Here is an 18,368-nt window from a genome sequence, read left to right on the forward strand (position 1 = left end):
GTAACCATCCCTGGTTACTCACTCGAGCATTTGCTTAGGTTAGTTAACCCGTAAGTGCTCGTGTAAATGATATGTGGTTTATTTTGTACTGATTTTGACAGTTTAAAATAAACTCTTTTAGGTTCTCACTGGCTGGAAAAACACAGTGGACATCTAAGCCTTCTAAAAACTGGTTATCAGCCATATCCCAAAAGCTTTGCAGCGAATTACAAATAATGGTTCTCATAAAATTTGCTCTTTTTGCTTATAGTTATTAACGCTAGCCTTCACTACTACATCTTGAAAACAGTGAGTTAATGTTTTTAGCAATCCGTGCAGTAACAACTTCTTTTTGAGTTGTCTTTTCCAATTATGAGGGAGCACCCTCAAAAACGAGTAAATTCTATACAAACTTGCTTGTGAATGAAAGTGCATAATTTATAAAAAACAAGCCGTAAACGATTACATTGAATACAAAAGTGTCTTACAAGTGAGACTTAGAGTGTTTACTTTATTTTCATGGTATTTCACGAGTAACAATACATAAGTATTGAAACTATCTAGACGTTTAAAGCTAAGATTTTTGATTTCCTTTGAAAATTGTACAAACCTTGTTTTTCCATTGGCAATTCATCCACTCCTATTTCATAAAAGCCTTGTTCTCTGAACCAATGAAGGCTGTGAGTGGTAAGAACAAATATTTGGTCAATATCATTAGATTTGGATTGATGTTTCATATAATCAAGCAGCAGCAGCCCACGGTTACCATCACGATAGTCTGGGTGAATTGCCACACAAGCCATTTCTGCCATATGGTCTGTCGGGTAAGCATAGAGTGCAGCGCAGCCAATAATTAGCCCATCTTTCTCTATGATAGTGAAACGATGTATCTCTTGCTCGAGTTGTTCACGAGAGCGACGGACGAGGATACCTTGATCTTCAAGAGGACGAATTAAATCGAAGATCCCTCCTATGTCATCAATTTGCGCCTGGCGTACTTGCTCGGCACTGGCCATCACGATTTGTGTTCCAATCCCATCTAATGAGAATAGCTCTTGTATTAACGCGCCATCCACTTTGTAGCTGATTAAATGGCATCGAGGTACACCAGCTCGACAAGCGGATACGGCGGCTTTCAAAAAACGTAAAGTACCCGAACTCTGGTCTTCTGTTGGATTTTGAGTTGTGGTGAGTTCTTCTAAAATATGAAGGGCGTCTTTCGGAAATAGCTCGGCAATTGCGTTGCCATTCTCACCTATCACACCTTGTTCTGAACAAAAGCCAATCAGTTTGTCGGCTTTAAGGCGAATGGCGACTTGGGTTGCGACTTCTTCCGAGAGCAAATTAAAGCTTTCACCAGTGACTGAGCTGGCAATAGGACCGAGTAAAACAATGGAACCTTGGCTTAATGTTCGGTTAATGCTTTCGATATCTATTCTACGAATTCGCCCGCTATGACAGTAGTCTGTGCCATCATCGATTCCTAGTGGCTGAGCCGTGACAAAGTTACCACTCATGACATTCAGTTGAGTTCCTGCCATTGGTGTGTTGTTTAGGCTCATTGAGAGGCGAGCGGTGATGGCTAATTGTAGCTGACCTGCAGCTTGCATAACTAACCCTAATGCATGCTCATCAGTAACACGAATGTTATTGTGATAAGGAGTATGGCAGTCTTGCTTTTCTAGGATCTGATTTATCTGAGGGCGAGCGCCGTGAACCAAGACAATCTTAACGCCTAAACTATGAAGTAGGGCAATATCATTGATAATGTTGCCGAAGTTTTTATCTGCAAAGGCCTCGCCACCAAGCATGATGACCATGGTTTTACCTCGGTGAGCATTGACATAGGGGGTGGACTGTCGAAACCCTTTTACTAGCGCAGTACTTCTAATTTTCACAGTTAAAATCCATATTGCATATCTATTCTTAAATTTAGCATTTATAATTAATTTATGACAAGCTGTTTTTTGGAATAAAGTGCAAAGTTATCAAAACATACTTTATTCTGTATTTTAACTACGTGTAGAATATCGACGGAACGTTCTACTCAGTGCATGACATGTCAGTATCAGTGAAAAAAAATAAGATAAATGAAGTAACCAAAAGCTTATATGATGAAGCGAATAAGCAAGCGCAAGCTAAATCAGCATTCAAGCGAAAACTGCTAGAGAGAAGCTTAATGCTACTGGCTTTAGTAGGGACGATTGCGGTTGCCGCTTTATTTGTGGACGTCATCACTCGAATGAATCAATCAGACATTCCTAAGAATGTGATTTATGGTACTTGGGTTGAGCAAAAAGTGGCTCATTATGCAAAAGATGAATTCGTACTAAGTGAGCGAGGTGTGTCAGTTTCTGGTTCAATTGTAGCCACAGATTTTAAATTTGATGGCAACCACTTTGAATATAATGCTGGCGATAAAACGTATCGTTTTAGAATGATTAATGCTGAAAATACTGAGATGATTTTAGAATCGGATGGTTATTACAACCCATTATTTAAGCTAGAAGGCAGCGAGAATAATGCACTGAGATAAGGTTAACTTATCGTAAAGTCTTACAAACTAAGATTGTGTTATCCAAGGTATTTTGTCATCCTCAAAGGATAGAAATTTTAGGATAACTCTTGTGATTAAAAAACTTTTTCCAGCCATAGCGGTTTCTTTTCTTTTTGGCTGTGCACAACCTACCGAACGCGCTCAACAGTATTTAGATGGCGAGTTTCCTCAAACTTTAAATAAAGTTGAGCAAGTCGAATCTGGTGTTCCAAGAGACTACACCGCATTTTCAAAGCAAGCGGAAATGGTAGTCAATAAATCTCCTTCAATGGCAAACATCTTCCAACCACTGTACCAGCAGCTAGAAGCATGGGCATTGCAAAGTGGAGACCCTATCGAACTTGCAAATTATGGCGTAGAAGCAGCTCAGTTTGGTGGTGGTGATGATAAAGGTAATGTGCTGTTCACCGGTTATTTCTCTCCTGTTATTGAACTGCGTCATGAACCAGACGCTGAATATCGATTCCCTGTTTACTCTCTCCCTGAATGTAATAAAGAATGCCCAACTCGCGCTGAAATTTATGACGGTGCTTTAGAAGGGCAGGGTTTAGAGTTAGGTTATGCTGCCAATCGTATTGACCCATTTATGATGGAAGTACAAGGCAGTGGTTTCGTTCATTTTGGAGACGACGATACGCTTAAATATTTCGCTTACGCAGGTAAAAACAATAAGGCATACGTCAGTATCGGAAGAGTCTTGATTGAAAGAGGACTCGTACCTCGTGAGAAAATGTCTTTGAAAGCAATTAAAGAGTGGGTGCTCGCGAATGAACCGGAAGTTGTAAAAGAACTACTAGAGCAAAACCCATCTTTTGTCTTTTTCCAGTCAAAAGACGATCTTTCAGTAATGGGCAGTGCGGGAATTCCTCTATTGCCAATGGCGGCGGTAGCGGGTGATCGCTCTATACTTCCGATGGGGACGCCAGTATTGGCTGAAGTGCCACTGTTGAATGCTGATGGTACATGGAGTGGTGCACATCAACTTCGTTTGCTACTTGTGTTAGATACAGGCGGAGCTGTAAAGCAGAATCACCTAGATTTGTACCACGGGATGGGACCTAGAGCTGGGACAGAAGCCGGTCACTACAAACATTTTGGTCGCGTTTGGAAGCTGGGTTTAAATGGCAGTGCGACTGAAGCACCTTGGGCAATGCCTCCAGAGAAAGCTGAATAGTAAAAGGTCCTATGCTTAACCTAGACTTTTAAACCAAGAGTGCGTATAAAACGCACTCTTTCTTTTTCCATCGAATAAAATTGGCGGCAACATGCGTGAATTAACCACTCCAGCTTCAGAAAATTACGACCAACGTTTTGGCGGTACACGACGTTTATACGGTAATAGTGAAGTGGACATTTTACGAGCTGCACATGTCTGTGTAATTGGTATTGGTGGTGTGGGTTCATGGGCGGTTGAAGCATTGGCTCGTACTGGTTTAGGCGAGCTAACGTTGATCGATATGGATGACGTATGTGTGACGAATATTAACCGTCAAATACACGCTATGTCGGGCACTGTTGGTAAAAGTAAAATTGAAGTAATGGCAGAGCGCGTTAAGCTGATTAACCCTGAATGTAAGGTCAACTTAATTGATGACTTTATTGGTCCTGATAACCAAGCTGAGTATCTGTCTAAAGACTTTGATTATGTACTGGATGCGATTGATAGCATGAAGGCAAAAGCTTCTTTGCTTGCTTACTGCCGCAGTAATAAAATCAAGGTGATTACGACTGGCGGAGCTGGTGGTCAAGTTGATCCAACACAGATCAAAATTGCAGATTTAACAAAAACCATTCAAGACCCTTTAGCGAAAAAGCTGAAGGATACTTTACGCCGTCACCATAACTTTCCGAAAAATCCACAGCGTAAATTTGGTATTGATTGCGTATTTTCTACCGAACAATTGAAATACCCTCAAGCTGATGGCAGTGTTTGCGCCGCAAAAGCGACGGCTGAAGGTCCCAAACGTATGGACTGCGCGACTGGTTTTGGTGCAGCAACCGTAGTGACGGCTTCATTCGGGTTTGTTGCAGTTTCTCGTATTGTTGAAAGAATTGTTCAGAAGCACAGCTAAAGTTTGTTTGTATTTAATGAATAGCTTTTAAGATGTGGTCTTCTAAAGGTGATGTTTTATTTCTATTTTTGATATGAATACTTGATTGATTTGAATAAGAAATGCCACTTGCCTCTTCGTTACATTAGATATTTCGTTTGATTGGATAAAACAATGACTCAATTCCCAGTATCGCCTTTTGGCACTGAAATTACTCATCAAGATATAGCAGAAAAAATGCAGTCTTTTTCTGGGTGGGAAGATAGATATCGCCAAGTAATACAGTGGGGAAAAAAGCTTCCTGTAATGCCTGAAGATTTAAAAAGCGAGCAAGTCAAGGTTGCTGGATGTGAAAGCAAAGTTTGGTTAGTCAGCCAAAAAATCGGTGAGCAATGGTTCTTCTGCGCAGATTCAGATGCCCGAATCGTACGAGGCTTAATTGCTTTGGTTATGGCTGCGTTTGATGGACGAACGGCTCATGAAATACAAGCGTTCGATATTGATGGTTACTTTGAAAAGTTAGGTTTAATTACTCACTTGAGCCCATCTCGTGGTAATGGGCTAAAAGCCATCATTGCACAAATCAAAAGCATTGAGCAGATTAAAGGCTCCGCTGTTTAGGTTTCATCGTAGAACAGCCTTATCTGTAAATAAAATCATTCTGACACAACTTCAATACATCGCTATATCAGTAAAGATAGAGCGATAAATGTCATCATGCATCCTACAAAAAACTCTAGAACCTTCCACGCTTTAGGCTTTGAGAATAATGGAGCGAGTAATCTTGCTCCATAACCTAAGCTGAAAAAAAACACGAATGACCCTGTGATCGCCCCTAATGCAAAGTTCAGCTGTTGCCCTTGGTATTGAGTGGATATAGAGCCGAGTAAAACGACGGTATCTAAGTACACATGTGGGTTTAACCAAGTAAAAGCCAAACAAATCATTGCCGTTTTCATAGCTGATGCCTGTTCTACTTGTTCGTTTCCTATCGCGTGAGAAACAGTAACTGCAGATCGAAAGCTCATAAATGCGTAAACAGCAAGGAATGCCGCCCCACCATATCGAGCGAATACTTCAATGTTTGGGTATTGGGTGACAATCGAGCCAAACCCTGCCACCCCAAGCGAAATTAAAATAGCATCAGACAATGCACAGATCAGGCAGATTAAAAAAATGTGGTGCCTTTTTATGCCCTGCTTTAATACAAAGGCATTTTGTGAGCCTATCGCTAAAATGAGTGATAGGCCTAATGTAAAACCTGAAAAGTACGCCAGCATAATCCGTTACTGCCTTTGATAAATTATTTGCTATTTGCTATTTGCTATTTGCTATCGCGATCATTGTTTGTTCAGCCATCGAGAATAGATCGAAGTTCGAACCTTGTATGGACATTTATCCTTAAAGCATATCGACGGCTTTCTCTATTGCAGAAATGAGCTTATTCACATCATCTTCAGTGTTATAGATTCCAAACGAAATTCTTACGGTTCCGGTCACATTCAGCTTATCCATAAGTGGATGAGCACAGTGGTGACCAGCCCTAACCGCAATGCCTTGCTGATCTAGAAGTGTTGCAATATCTTGGTGATGTACTCCATCCATCACAAAGGTAATCACACTTGCCTTTTCTTGGTAGCCGAGCACCTTAATATCATCAATCTTGGATAAAGCTGCATAAGTTTTATTTTGCAGGTGATGGATGTGAGCTTCCACAGATTGCTGGTCAAACTGATTTAACCACCCAATTGCCGTATCTAAAGCAATTGCGCCTGCAACGTTGGGAGTTCCGGCTTCAAATTTTCCTGGCAGTTCAGAGTAAGTGGTTCCTTCGAAAGACACGCGTTCCACCATCTTGCCACCACCATGCCAAGGCGGCATTGAATCCAATAGCTCTAGCTTTCCGTAAAGTACGCCAATACCTGCTGGAGCATATAGTTTATGACCTGAGAATACGTAAAAGTCGGCGTTTAATTCATGAACATTAAGCGTTTCATGAACGATGCCTTGCGCGCCATCGACAACGACAATAGCACCAACTTGATGGGCTTTCTTGATGATGCTCTCAACGGGTAACCGAGTACCGGTCACGTTGGTAATATGGGCAACCGCCACTATTTTCGTTTTATGGCTTAACCGTTTCTCGAATTCAGCAAAGTCTAGCAGGCAGTTGTCATCCACTGGTAGTTTCACAACCTTAGCACCCGTTTGCTCTGCCACGATTTGCCAAGGAACGATGTTAGCGTGATGTTCCATTTCGCTGACCAGTATTTCATCGCCCTCTTTTAGAGTGCTTCTCGCATAAGTTTGAGCGATAAGATTCAGAGCTTCAGTTGCTCCTCTTGTCCAAATGATTTCTTTACTCGAACTTGCCCCAAGGTATTCAGCAACATTGTCGCGAGCGGCTTCAAATTGGCTGGTGGCTTGTGCCGTTAAACTGTGGCTACCTCTATGAACATTGGCATTTTGTTTTGAGTAATACTGGCTGATGGCATCAATGACGACTTGGGGTTTTTGAGTAGTGGCTGCGCTGTCTAGGTAAACCAATGATTGCTCATTAATTTTTTGGTTAAGAGCGGGAAATTGAGCTCGAATATTATGGATGTCAAACATGGGGTTACCTAAATGTATGGTTCTTTTATTAATGCAGATATGGTGCTGAAAAACGCTTTGTAAATACTATTTGGCTTTTTCGTAATGCTGCTCGGCTTGCTTAACGCGGTGGTACAAAGCTAAGTTCGCGGGAACATCAATATTATGCTTGGCAGCCGTAGTTAGTAGATAACCAGTAATGAAGTCTATTTCAGTCGGGCGATGATAAAGCATATCTTGTTTCATTGAAGAGTTATTTTGAGCAGTAGCATGGATAACATGATTGATCGTTTCTTGTAATTCACGCTTACTTGTTGGAATACCTTCAGCAGTCATGACTGATTCTAACTCTGTAATAAGCGGCTGTAACTCTTCTTGATATTTAGCTTCTGCCAGTTGCCCATTTTTTATTTGATTCAGACCCGTTAATGGATTGATAGCGCAGTTAATGGCGAGCTTTTGCCATAAGGCTTCCTGAATGGACTGATTCCATTTTACTTCAGGCAATGCATGATTCAATACATCACAAAGGAAAGAACACTGATCACCCAATGCATTATAACTCCCTAATTGGGTGGAGCCTTGACCTGTATGAAGCACACTTTCAGGGCTTGGTTTAAACGCTGCCTGGGTTGTGGTCGCTAATACAATAGGAAAGTGATGAATATCATTGGAGAGCGAATCAACTGCTCCCATGCCGTTATGCATGAACATTAAAATGGTATCACGATGCAGGGTTGCGAGAAGGGGAGTGATAGCACTCTCTACTTGCCATGCTTTGACTGTGACGATGATGAGATCACAATGACTTAGCAATTGGTGATTATTATTCGTGAATACGACAGGAGGCTGCTGATCTAATGTGATAGACAGCTCTGAGTTTGTTTTTCGGCTATATAGCGCGATATTATGCCCAGCTTGAGAAAGTTTTATTGCCCATAAAGAACCAATAGCGCCAGGACCGACGATACCAATATTCATAGGGATACCTTAGAGAAATGCTTTGGAACTTAAGAATAACGAGGTAAAAAATGAAAGCAATAAAAATGGCACCCGAGGGTGCCATTTAGGAAGTTTTCTTATCAGTTCTATTAGAACTTGTAAGTAACTGCGAAGTAGTGACCGAAGCCAGTAGTTTTACCAGCTAGACCATCGTCTTTAAGACCGTAAACGTCTTTGTAGCCTTTAAGACCGTAACCTACTGAGTAGCGATCTGAGTGCCAGTAGATACCGTTAAACATAGCACCACCATTTGAGGTGTTTAGCGCTGCAAAGTCATCTTCCATGCCAAATTGGTAATCGATGTAACCTTGGTAAGAAATGAATGAACCGTTCTCGAAGAAGTAGAAAGGTTTGAACCAGTTAGTTGATACTTGGAAACCGTTCCAGTCTTTCTTATTTGAATCGTAAGTACCGTAGAAGTTTAGGCCAATTTTGCCTAACCAAGGAACCATTACGTCAGAACCAAGACCAACTTTTTGAGTGTTAACACCAGAGTTGCCGCCCCATTCCATAAGAGTAGAAACGTATAGCTCTTGTACTGGACCGAAAGAAAGATCTTTACCTGTTACTGCGTCAAGAGACATACGAGGTGCGAACTTCATGAAGATTTTCTCAGCACCATCTTTGTCACTGCCTGGATCTGAAGTTAGGTTGAACACGTCAACGTAACCGTAAAGATCGAAAGCTCCAGAGCGACCGCCAAATTCCATTTCTAGGTAATCATGTGAAGATTCACCTGGAAGTTCATCAACTGCAGCCATAAGGTTGAATTGCACCCACTTGTAATCGTTTTTGTGGATGTCGCCGTCTGAGTAGTCAGCAGCCATAACTGGTGCAGATGTTGCTGCAATTAGGCCAAGAGCTAAAAGTGATTTGCGCATAATGGAACTCTCTATATTTAAAGTAAGTAACCCGCTATCCATGCGTGTTTGATTTTGTCCGAATGCCGAGCATGATAGCGATTTTGTTCTCAATTAAAAGTGAGAAAGAGTGCAAATTAAAATTATTATGGTGACACTCATCACACTAATGATCGAAATGGCGGAACTTTTAAATGCATATGAATTCTGATGCACCCTTATTTCTATTGAACGTGTGAAGTCTGGTTATTTTATCGTTTCATTGATTGTTTTATATTCAAAGCAAACGATTTGATCAGTTTTTGTGATGCATCTTACGTAAACAACAGAGTCTAGTTGTTGGCTTTTGGGGCTGCCATTTATTGAACTTTTTTAATATCAAAATGTGAAGTTAAGAGTAATAGCTGGGTATGGATGGAAGATTGTGAAAAGTTTATCGAGACAATGTGAGATCTTTCATTGAGGGCATAAAATTATTAAACCTCAACTCGATGATAAATTCAGGGTGGAGAGTTGAAAGTAGGCTACAGAAAGGCAGCATAATCGACAAACGTAGTTATCGATTATGCTATTTAGTTAGTCTTTTTGGTTACGAGCGTCATCGAGCAACTTCGAGAAGAAGTGTCGTAATGAATAAAGCATGATCAAACTAGGAACAACCATTAATGCCGTTAAGATGAAGAAGGTTGACCAGTCATTAAGGTAATCAACAAGCTCTCCACTAAATGATGCTAACGTCGTCCGTCCAAAGTTACCCAAGGAAGCAAGTAGGGCGTATTGAGTTGCCGAGAAGGCTTGTCCTGTCAGAAGTGTTAAAAAGGAAACGAAAGCAACCGTTGAAAATGCAGTGGTAAAGTTATCGACAATTATTGTTGCTAAGAACAAGGTCTCACTTGGACCTGCTTGAGCTATCCAAGCAAACATCAAATTACTACCTGCCATTGCAACACCACCAATCATCAAGCCGCGTACAATGCCAAATTTCACGTTGAAGACGCTACCTAATAACGTAAAGAATATAGTTGCCCCCCAACCAATCAATTTTGAGTAATGACCGATTTGTTCATTGCTAAAGCCAATTTCTTTATAGAAAGTGATCGACATTCTTCCTAAGAAGGCTTCACCTATCTTAAATAGGAAAACAAATAGCAATAGAGTGATAGCAACTTGAACACCATTACGCTTAAAGAAATCATAGAAAGGTTCAATAACCGTAACTGTAAACCAAGCTAGAACTTTAGAACCTACAACCTGATTGTGTCGTTGTTGAGCTTGAGCTTGAAGTTCTTCACGCTTAGTTTTAGGTTCACCGACAAGTAAGGTAAACAGCATTAATAGAGCAACAACACCTGCCATGCCGTAATAAACACCATTCCAACCAATAGAGTCAGCATTAATAAATGCAAGGTAACCAGGGAGTGAATAGCCAGTCCACCAACCAATAACCGCCATAGCAGAAGCTTGAGGGAGTTTAGACGGCTCAGATTTAGGGAAACTGTCGATACGATAAGCATCAATTGCAATGTCTTGTGTTGCTGAAGCAATGGCAACGCCTAAGGCAAGCATTGATGTAAGCACAAGGTCATTGGCTGGGTTAACGCCTGCGATAAAAAAAGTACATACAAGTACGAAGCTTTGGCAGAAAAATATCCAACTGCGCCTTTGACCTAAAATGGCATGTAATACTGGCAATTTTACTCGATCAACCAGTGGTGCCCATAAAAAGTTAATGGCGTAGACAGCAAAGACACTGCCGAAATAACCAATAGCAGTTCGAGTTAACCCCGCATCTTTCAACCAGCCAGACATATTGGAACCAATGAGAACCCAAGGGAAGCCGCTCGAGCAGCCCAGCATGAATACCCAAAGCAGTCGCTTATCAAGATAGCTACGGAAAGTTTGCATCCACGATAGGGATGACGAACCTGATGACATAAAAACGTCCTTGCGAAGAAAAACGCCCTTGACGGATGTTAAGGGCGTTGGAAGCGTTTACTTAAGAAGGGTTACTTTTGTAATGACGATTGGGTCTACTGGAATGTCTGACATTCTGCCAATTCGTTTTGTTGGAATCATGGCCATCTTTTCAACAACATCAAACCCTTCAACTACTTTGCCAAATACAGCATAACCAGGAGGAGACTGTTCAGCATTCAAAAAGCCATTGTCAGAATAGTTGATGAAAAACTGACGAGTTGCTGAGTCTGGATTATTAGTGCGAGCCATAGCAAGCGTAGCGGGTTCGTTTCTTAATCCGTTGTAGCCTTCATTTTTGATGGGCGCATTAGTTGGTAGGCGGTTCATATCTTTATCAAAGCCACCACCTTGTGCCATGAAGCCAGGAATAACTCGGTGAAATTGGCTGCCTACGTAGCTACCATCTTCAACGTAAGTCAAAAAGTTAGCTACGGAAATCGGTGCTTTCTCTTGATTAAGGTCGATTGTGAAATTACCCAATGTAGTTTCTACTGAAACTTTTGGACCCGCCCAAGAAGCGGCACTGAATGCAAGTAGAGCAATAGTTGATACTAGACGAAGCATTAGAAGCGCTCCTTCATGTAATTTTGTAGTTCTTGGTCATTCGAGATATCAGCTAAAACAAGATTAATGACATCATTTAGTACCATTGAAATATCGTCGTTTGAAGCACTTAATGTACCTGTGCGAACAGCCGTGCCTTTGAAGGTTTTTACTAGTTTACCTTGAGGCGTTTCAGCGGTTACTTCTAAAGTCACTTTACCATCCATTTGGTTCTCCATAATGGTGTGCTTTACTGTTACCAGTGCTTCTTGAATTTCTAGTACAACTGAGTTTTCACTATTTACACTAGCGCGATAACCTTGTGATTCAAACTGCTGAGCAATTGCATTTTCTAAAGTAATACGCATATTTTGCTGAGCATGGATAGGTTCAATGTTTGAACGGCCGCTATCCACTAAAGCCACATACTGAGCAGCACGTACATCTTTGCTGGAAAGTGTGTAAGTCTTATTCTCTACTAGGTTACTTGTACTCAACGACGCTGTCGGGATGACGCTAATTTGCTCTTTTTGAGGTGCAGAGCAAGCCGTAAGAACAACAAGTGATGCAGCCAAAACTAGTTTTTTCATTCTTCTATCCTTTTAAAATACGCATTACAAATGGTATTTGTGATCATTCTTTGATTCAGTCTTCAATGCTATTTATTAAAGTTAGCAGGTTCTCTAGTCGCTTGTAAAATCTCAAACTTCTGGTTCAATTCGAGAGTCTCGACATTTGCTTCACCAAATAGACGAGCTAATTTCACATCGTATCCGAGGTGTCGGTTCCCAATAACAATTAATTTGCCTCCATTACTAAGAACATGCTTTGCATCACAGAACATTTGCCATGCAATGTGATCTGTAATTGCTTGTTGCTGGTGGAATGGAGGGTTACACATTACTAAGTAGGTACTGTTTTTCTTGAAGCCGTCTAAACAGTTGTTTGCGATAAACTGGAAATTGCCTTCTTCTCCCAAATTATCAATGACATTCTGGCGAGCAGACTCGACAGCCATGAAGCTTTCATCAACACAAGTAATTCGAGCCTGAGGGTTTAATTGCCCAGCTTTGACACTGAGTACACCATTACCACACCCTAAATCAATAATGTGGCGAAGCTCCGGATCTTGAGGGATATGTTCAAGCATGTAACGAGCGCCTTGATCTAGGCTTTCACCTGAATAGACATTCGGTAAATTCTTTAGTTTTATGCTTTCTCCATCTACTTCCCACTCATTGTATGGATCAACATCATGGATAGGTTGGCAGTTTGCAGAAGAGAAAATCAGGCGATGCTTCTTCTTAGCTAAAGAAGTAGTAGTTGCACCTAAATATTTTTCAAAAAGATTCAGCGTAGACGTATGGATCTCTTTCACTTTATTAACACCAATAATTGGGCAAGTTTCAGGTAGGGCTTTACGAAGCTGACTCAACTGCCAAATTAGGTGTCGGTTTGTTTTAGGTAACTGCATGAGTACTAAATCAATACCATGTGGAATCTCTTCCATGGTATTAAGGAAAGTCACGCGGTTACATTGATTTCGTTGTAGGTTTTTAAGTGCACCACGCTGAGAAATAAACGAGTCGCTCATCATGGTGACATCATGTTTTTCAGAGAACCAAGCTGAAAGAGCACCAAAGTGATCATTCATAATCAAAATGTGTTTGCCTGGCTCTAGATTTAGCTCTTCTACATGTTGAATTATGTATTCGTCTCCAGCATCCCAAGCTTGAAGCGTTTCATTTGAACGCTTTGGAAAGCGGTGTAAAGCCAGCGTTCTGCTGTTAAAAGTAAATTCAGTTTTCATTCTTTGGGATACTTATATGAGAAATAACAAAGATATTGTCTCAAATGCTGTTTCAACAAGATAGAAAAAACTGGAGGTAACCGCACTCTCTCTGGAATATTTTGTCAGACAGGTTGCATGTTTAGGTTTATACTGGATGTATAAACAATATGAGAGCGCAATAAAGGAATCATGATGATCCAAGAAATTATTGAGACAAAACTGCACAATGAATTTGATCCAACGCATTTAAACGTTGTGAATGAAAGTTATATGCACAATGTTCCGGCTGGTTCTGAAAGTCATTTTAAGGTCGTTGTAGTGAGTGATGTTTTTGAAGGGTTGCGCTTGATTGGTCGCCATAGGGCTGTGAATAAAGCATTATCTGAAGAGCTGGCTAATAATATTCATGCACTATCTATTCATACTTATACTAAAGATGAATGGCAGAAGCAGTTCAGCAGTGTGCCTGATAGCCCAATGTGCATGGGCGGAAGCAAAGCTGAATAAATTGTAAAAAGTGTTTGAATAAAAAAGGTGGCTTAGCCGCCTTTTTTAGTTTTCTATCGATAATAATGCAACATATTTAGCCTGTTTATGTCGAGATAATGAACATTACAAATACCTACAATGAGTAATGTTTTTATTAACAGTGTTTCAACAAGTGTGTGTAAATTTCAAGTTGTGACAGAGTGTTAAACTCCGTATTTAAAACAGGTTATATGACTGGTTCATCTGTGCGGTATGTCAAAAATATAGACATTCAAAGGGCTATATACTTCAATTCCCAGCAAATAAAACCGCTATTCAAGTTATTGGTCATGGCATCAAGTTCCCAAAAAATGGTAGACTACCGCACCTGATAAATCTCAATCCATTTTTGTGATTGGTTTATTAAGAAATTGTTGCGATTTTGATGTTTTAAACACATCGAAACCGGACACTGTAATGTCGTGTCTAAGGGTGAATTAATAACACCCTGAATTTACGCAATTAAAGAATCTTTTTCCCGATAAAGTAGTGCAAGTGCGTATGATTACAATAAAGAAGGGTTTGGATCTTCCTATCGCAGGAACTCCATCCCAGGTGATTAATGATGGTAAGTCCATCACTAAAGTCGCCTTGCTTGGCGAAGAGTACGTTGGTATGCGTCCTACGATGCATGCCCGCGTTGATGATGAAGTGAAGAAAGGCCAAGTTCTTTTTGCTGATAAAAAGAACCCAGGTGTAGTATTTACTTCTCCAGCAAGTGGTAAAGTTATTGAAATTAACCGTGGTGCTAAGCGTGTACTTCAGTCAGTTGTGATTGAAGTGGCAGGCAATGAGCAAATCACGTTCAATAACTATGCAGCTGACCAACTAGCAAGCCTTGACCGTGAAACGGTTAAAGCTCAACTAGTCGAGTCTGGTGCATGGACTGCTTTGCGTACTCGTCCGTTCAGCAAGGTTCCAGCTATTGATTCTGAAACTCAGGCTATCTTCGTAACTGCTATGGATACTAATCCTTTAGCAGCTGAGCCAGAGTTAATCATTAACGAACAGTCTGATGCTTTCGTTGCTGGTTTAGACCTCCTTTCAACTCTGACTAGCGGTAAAGTTTACGTTTGTAAGAAAGGCACTAGCCTGCCTCGCTCATCTAAGTCAAACGTTGAAGAGCATGTCTTTGATGGCCCACATCCAGCAGGTCTTGCTGGTACTCACATGCATTACCTTTACCCGGTAAATGCAGAAACTGTAGCGTGGAGCATTAACTATCAAGATGTTATCGCATTCGGTAAGTTATTCCTTACTGGTGAGATTTACACTGATCGTGTTGTTTCTCTAGCGGGCCCTGTGGTTAATAACCCACGTCTAGTTCGTACTCAGCTTGGTGCTAGCCTTGAAGAGTTAACAGACAGTGAGTTAATTCCAGGCGAAGTTCGTGTGATCTCTGGCTCTGTACTTTCAGGTACTGAAGCATCAGGTCCACATGCTTTCCTTGGTCGTTACCATCAGCAAGTTTCCGTTCTACGTGAAGGTCGTGATAAAGATCTATTCGGCTGGGCTATGCCTGGTAAGGATAAGTTCTCTGTTACTCGTTCATTCCTTGGTCACCTGTTTAAAGGTCAGTTGTTTAACATGACAACGACAACAAACGGTAGTGATCGCTCAATGGTTCCAATCGGTAACTACGAGCGCGTAATGCCTCTAGATATGGAACCTACATTGCTGCTTCGTGATCTATGTGCTGGCGACGTTGATAGTGCACAAGCACTCGGTGCGTTAGAGCTAGATGAAGACGACTTAGCATTGTGTACCTTTGTATGTCCAGGTAAGTACGAGTACGGTCAACTACTTCGTGAATGCCTAGATACAATTGAGAAGGAAGGGTAATTTTCATGGGCCTTAAAAAGTTTCTTGAGGACATCGAGCATGATTTCGAGCCAGGTGGTAAACACGAGAAGTGGTTTGCGCTTTACGAAGCTGCAGCGACTGTGTTTTACACGCCAGGTCTTGTAACGAAAAAAAGCTCACACGTTCGTGATAGCGTTGATTTAAAACGTATCATGATCATGGTTTGGTTCGCGGTATTCCCTGCAATGTTCTGGGGTATGTACAACGCGGGCGGCCAAGCTATTGCTGCTCTTAACCATATGTATGCAGGCGCGGAATTAGCATCTGTAATCGCTGGTAACTGGCACTACTGGTTAACCGAAATGCTTGGTGCCTCCTTAGGCGCTGATGCAGGTGTTGGCAGTAAAATGCTACTAGGAGCGACCTACTTCCTACCTATCTACGCAACAGTATTTATTGTTGGTGGCTTCTGGGAAGTTCTGTTCTGTATGGTGCGTAAGCATGAAGTTAACGAAGGTTTCTTTGTAACTTCTATCTTATTTGCGCTTATCGTTCCGCCAACACTTCCTCTATGGCAAGCGGCACTAGGTATTACCTTCGGTGTTGTTGTTGCTAAAGAGATCTTCGGTGGTACAGGTCGTAACTTCTTAAACCCTGCACTTGCTGGTCGTGCGTTCCTATTCTTTGCATACCCTGCACAGATCTCTGGTGACGTAGTTTGGACTGCTGCTGATGGTTTCTCTGGTGCAACTGCTCTTAGCCAGTGGGCTCAAGGCGGTGGTAGTGCACTAATGAACGTAACAACAGGTGAAGCAATCACTTGGATGGATGCATTCATTGGTAACATTCCAGGTTCTATTGGTGAAGTATCGACTCTAGCACTTCTAATCGGTGCTGCGATGATCGTCTACATGCGTATCGCTTCATGGCGTATCATTGCTGGTGTAATGATCGGTATGATTGCAGTATCTACGCTATTCAATGTGATTGGTTCTGACACTAACGCATTGTTCAGCATGCCTTGGCACTGGCACCTAGTTCTAGGTGGCTTCGCGTTTGGTATGTTCTTTATGGCGACAGACCCAGTATCAGCTTCATTTACCAATAAAGGTAAGTGGTGGTACGGCATCCTAATCGGCGCAATGTGTGTAATGATCCGTGTAGTTAACCCTGCATATCCAGAAGGCATGATGCTTGCGATTCTATTCGCAAACCTATTTGCTCCTCTGTTTGACCACGTTGTAATCGAGAAGAACATTAAGCGGAGACTAGCGCGCTATGGCAAGTAATAACGATAGCATTAAAAAGACGCTGTTTGTTGTTATCGCATTGAGCCTAGTGTGCTCAATCATCGTTTCAACAGCTGCAGTCGTTCTTAAACCTAAGCAACAAGCTAACGCAGTTCTGGATCAGCAAACTAAGATCCTTGAAGTTGCGGGAATTGACCTTGCAGGTGATATTCCAGCGCTTTACGCAGAGAATATCGTACCTCGTTTAGTTGATTTCGCTACTGGTGAATTCATCGACGAAGACGCTGCTAAATACGACCAACGTAAAGCGGCAAAAGATCCTGCACAGTCTATTAAGCTTTCTTCGGAAGAAGACATTGCAAAGATCCTTCGTCGTGCTAACACAGGTACTGTATACCTAGTGAAAGATGGTGCTGAAACTTCTAAAGTTATCATCCCTGTTCACGGTAACGGTCTATGGTCAATGATGTACGCATTCGTTGCGGTAGAAACAGATGGCAACACTGTTTCTGGTATTACTTACTACGAGCAAGGTGAAACTCCTGGGCTTGGTGGTGAAGTAGAAAACCCAACTTGGCGTGCACAATTCGTTGGTAAGAAGTTATTCGACGAAAACCACAAACCTGCTATTAAAGTAGTTAAAGGTGGTGCTCCTGCTGGTTCTGAGCACGGTGTTGACGGTCTTTCTGGTGCAACACTAACAAGTGTTGGTGTTCAAAACACATTTGACTTCTGGTTAGGCGAAATGGGCTTTGGTCCGTTCCTAGCAAAAGTTCGTGACGGAGGTCTGAACTAATGTCTAGTGCAAAAGAGATTAAAAAGAGCATCTTAGCGCCGGTGTTGGACAACAACCCGATCGCGTTACAGGTTCTTGGTGTGTGTTCTGCTCTTGCGGTAACCACTAAACTAGAAACAGCATTTGTTATGACTATCGCGGTAATGTTTGTTACTGCTTTATCTAACTTCTTCGTTTCTTTAATCCGTAACCACATTCCTAACAGCGTGCGTATCATCGTTCAGATGGCAATCATTGCATCATTAGTAATCGTGGTAGACCAAGTACTTAAAGCATACTTATACGACATCTCTAAGCAGCTGTCTGTATTCGTAGGCCTAATCATTACTAACTGTATTGTAATGGGGCGTGCTGAAGCATTTGCTATGAAGTCTGCGCCAATCCCATCTCTAATCGATGGTCTTGGTAACGGTCTTGGTTACGGTTTCGTTCTTATCACTGTTGGTTTCTTCCGTGAGTTGCTAGGTTCTGGCAAGTTATTCGGTATGGAAGTTCTACCACTAGTGAGCAACGGTGGTTGGTATCAGCCAAACGGCTTGATGCTTCTAGCACCTTCTGCATTCTTCCTAATTGGTTTCTTGATTTGGGCAATTCGTGTGTTCAAACCAGAACAAGTAGAAGCGAAGGGGTAAGGTAGT

At 41.6% G+C, this 18,368-nt stretch carries 19 protein-coding genes; 9 read left to right on the plus strand and 10 right to left on the minus strand.

Annotation, left to right across the window (positions count from 1 at the left end; translation table 11 throughout):
* Nucleotides 1–43 precede the first annotated feature (43 nt).
* Both OCU78_RS03405 and argA read right to left on the minus strand, forming a co-directional pair.
* A complete protein-coding gene (locus OCU78_RS03405; RefSeq protein WP_137374904.1) occupies nt 44–226 on the minus strand; it encodes a hypothetical protein in 183 nt (60 codons plus the stop codon).
* 313 nt (nt 227–539) lie between these two features.
* Nucleotides 540–1,877, minus strand: coding sequence for an amino-acid N-acetyltransferase (gene argA, locus OCU78_RS03410; RefSeq protein ID WP_137374903.1), 1,338 nt, complete (start codon nt 1,875–1,877; stop codon nt 540–542).
* Nucleotides 1,878–2,038: 161 nt separating this feature from the next.
* On the opposite strand from argA, the gene OCU78_RS03415 reads away from it, so the two are divergent.
* The 4 genes from OCU78_RS03415 (at nt 2,039) to csdE (ending at nt 5,208) form a co-directional block, all read left to right on the plus strand.
* Nucleotides 2,039–2,515, plus strand: coding sequence for a DUF2850 domain-containing protein (locus OCU78_RS03415; protein ID WP_137374902.1), 477 nt, complete (start codon nt 2,039–2,041; stop codon nt 2,513–2,515).
* A gap of 82 nt (nt 2,516–2,597) precedes the next feature.
* Nucleotides 2,598–3,710, plus strand: a complete 1,113-nt coding sequence (mltA, locus tag OCU78_RS03420) for a murein transglycosylase A (RefSeq protein ID WP_137375004.1) — start codon at nt 2,598–2,600, stop codon at nt 3,708–3,710.
* A gap of 91 nt (nt 3,711–3,801) precedes the next feature.
* Nucleotides 3,802–4,608: a tRNA cyclic N6-threonylcarbamoyladenosine(37) synthase TcdA gene (tcdA, locus tag OCU78_RS03425; protein WP_137374901.1), complete on the plus strand. Its 807-nt coding sequence runs from the start codon at nt 3,802–3,804 to the stop codon at nt 4,606–4,608.
* 153 nt (nt 4,609–4,761) lie between these two features.
* Nucleotides 4,762–5,208: a cysteine desulfurase sulfur acceptor subunit CsdE gene (gene csdE / locus OCU78_RS03430; protein WP_137374900.1), complete on the plus strand. Its 447-nt coding sequence runs from the start codon at nt 4,762–4,764 to the stop codon at nt 5,206–5,208.
* 62 nt (nt 5,209–5,270) lie between these two features.
* On the opposite strand, the gene OCU78_RS03435 is transcribed toward csdE, so the two are convergent.
* From OCU78_RS03435 to OCU78_RS03470, 8 genes are all read right to left on the minus strand, one after another.
* A complete protein-coding gene (locus OCU78_RS03435; protein WP_137374899.1) occupies nt 5,271–5,867 on the minus strand; it encodes a LysE/ArgO family amino acid transporter in 597 nt (198 codons plus the stop codon).
* 121 nt (nt 5,868–5,988) lie between these two features.
* Nucleotides 5,989–7,200: a cysteine desulfurase CsdA gene (gene csdA, locus OCU78_RS03440; protein WP_137374898.1), complete on the minus strand. Its 1,212-nt coding sequence runs from the start codon at nt 7,198–7,200 to the stop codon at nt 5,989–5,991.
* Between the two features lie 66 nt (nt 7,201–7,266).
* Nucleotides 7,267–8,160: a 2-dehydropantoate 2-reductase gene (panE, locus tag OCU78_RS03445; RefSeq protein WP_137374897.1), complete on the minus strand. Its 894-nt coding sequence runs from the start codon at nt 8,158–8,160 to the stop codon at nt 7,267–7,269.
* Between the two features lie 110 nt (nt 8,161–8,270).
* Nucleotides 8,271–9,062 carry a nucleoside-specific channel-forming Tsx family protein gene (locus OCU78_RS03450; RefSeq protein WP_137374896.1) on the minus strand — a complete coding sequence of 264 codons (792 nt, stop codon included), beginning with the start codon at nt 9,060–9,062 and terminating at the stop codon, nt 8,271–8,273.
* A 555-nt stretch (nt 9,063–9,617) separates the two neighbouring features.
* Nucleotides 9,618–10,976, minus strand: coding sequence for an AmpG family muropeptide MFS transporter (locus OCU78_RS03455; RefSeq protein WP_137374895.1), 1,359 nt, complete (start codon nt 10,974–10,976; stop codon nt 9,618–9,620).
* Nucleotides 10,977–11,033: 57 nt separating this feature from the next.
* Entirely contained in the window at nt 11,034–11,582 is a 549-nt protein-coding gene (locus OCU78_RS03460; RefSeq protein ID WP_137374894.1) for a peptidylprolyl isomerase, read from the minus strand.
* Nucleotides 11,582–12,151 (minus strand): YajG family lipoprotein, encoded by a 570-nt coding sequence (locus tag OCU78_RS03465; RefSeq protein ID WP_137374893.1) that lies wholly within the window; start codon nt 12,149–12,151, stop codon nt 11,582–11,584. Before OCU78_RS03465 ends, OCU78_RS03460 begins: the two co-directional genes overlap by 1 nt.
* Before the next feature lie 68 nt (nt 12,152–12,219).
* Entirely contained in the window at nt 12,220–13,371 is a 1,152-nt protein-coding gene (locus OCU78_RS03470) for a methyltransferase (protein ID WP_137374892.1), read from the minus strand.
* Nucleotides 13,372–13,545: 174 nt separating this feature from the next.
* On the opposite strand from OCU78_RS03470, the gene bolA reads away from it, so the two are divergent.
* From bolA to OCU78_RS03495, 5 genes are all read left to right on the plus strand, one after another.
* A complete protein-coding gene (gene bolA, locus OCU78_RS03475) occupies nt 13,546–13,860 on the plus strand; it encodes a transcriptional regulator BolA (protein WP_137375003.1) in 315 nt (104 codons plus the stop codon).
* Nucleotides 13,861–14,382: 522 nt separating this feature from the next.
* Nucleotides 14,383–15,723, plus strand: a complete 1,341-nt coding sequence (locus OCU78_RS03480) for a Na(+)-translocating NADH-quinone reductase subunit A (RefSeq protein ID WP_137375002.1) — start codon at nt 14,383–14,385, stop codon at nt 15,721–15,723.
* Between the two features lie 5 nt (nt 15,724–15,728).
* Nucleotides 15,729–16,973 carry an NADH:ubiquinone reductase (Na(+)-transporting) subunit B gene (locus OCU78_RS03485; RefSeq protein ID WP_137374891.1) on the plus strand — a complete coding sequence of 415 codons (1,245 nt, stop codon included), beginning with the start codon at nt 15,729–15,731 and terminating at the stop codon, nt 16,971–16,973.
* A complete protein-coding gene (locus OCU78_RS03490; protein WP_137374890.1) occupies nt 16,963–17,730 on the plus strand; it encodes a Na(+)-translocating NADH-quinone reductase subunit C in 768 nt (255 codons plus the stop codon). Before OCU78_RS03485 ends, OCU78_RS03490 begins: the two co-directional genes overlap by 11 nt.
* A complete protein-coding gene (locus OCU78_RS03495) occupies nt 17,730–18,362 on the plus strand; it encodes an NADH:ubiquinone reductase (Na(+)-transporting) subunit D (protein WP_008223083.1) in 633 nt (210 codons plus the stop codon). Before OCU78_RS03490 ends, OCU78_RS03495 begins: the two co-directional genes overlap by 1 nt.
* The last annotated feature ends 6 nt before the right edge of the window (nt 18,363–18,368 follow it).

The sequence above is a fragment of the Vibrio gallaecicus genome (assembly GCF_024347495.1).
Taxonomy (GTDB): Bacteria; Pseudomonadota; Gammaproteobacteria; order Enterobacterales; family Vibrionaceae; genus Vibrio; species Vibrio gallaecicus.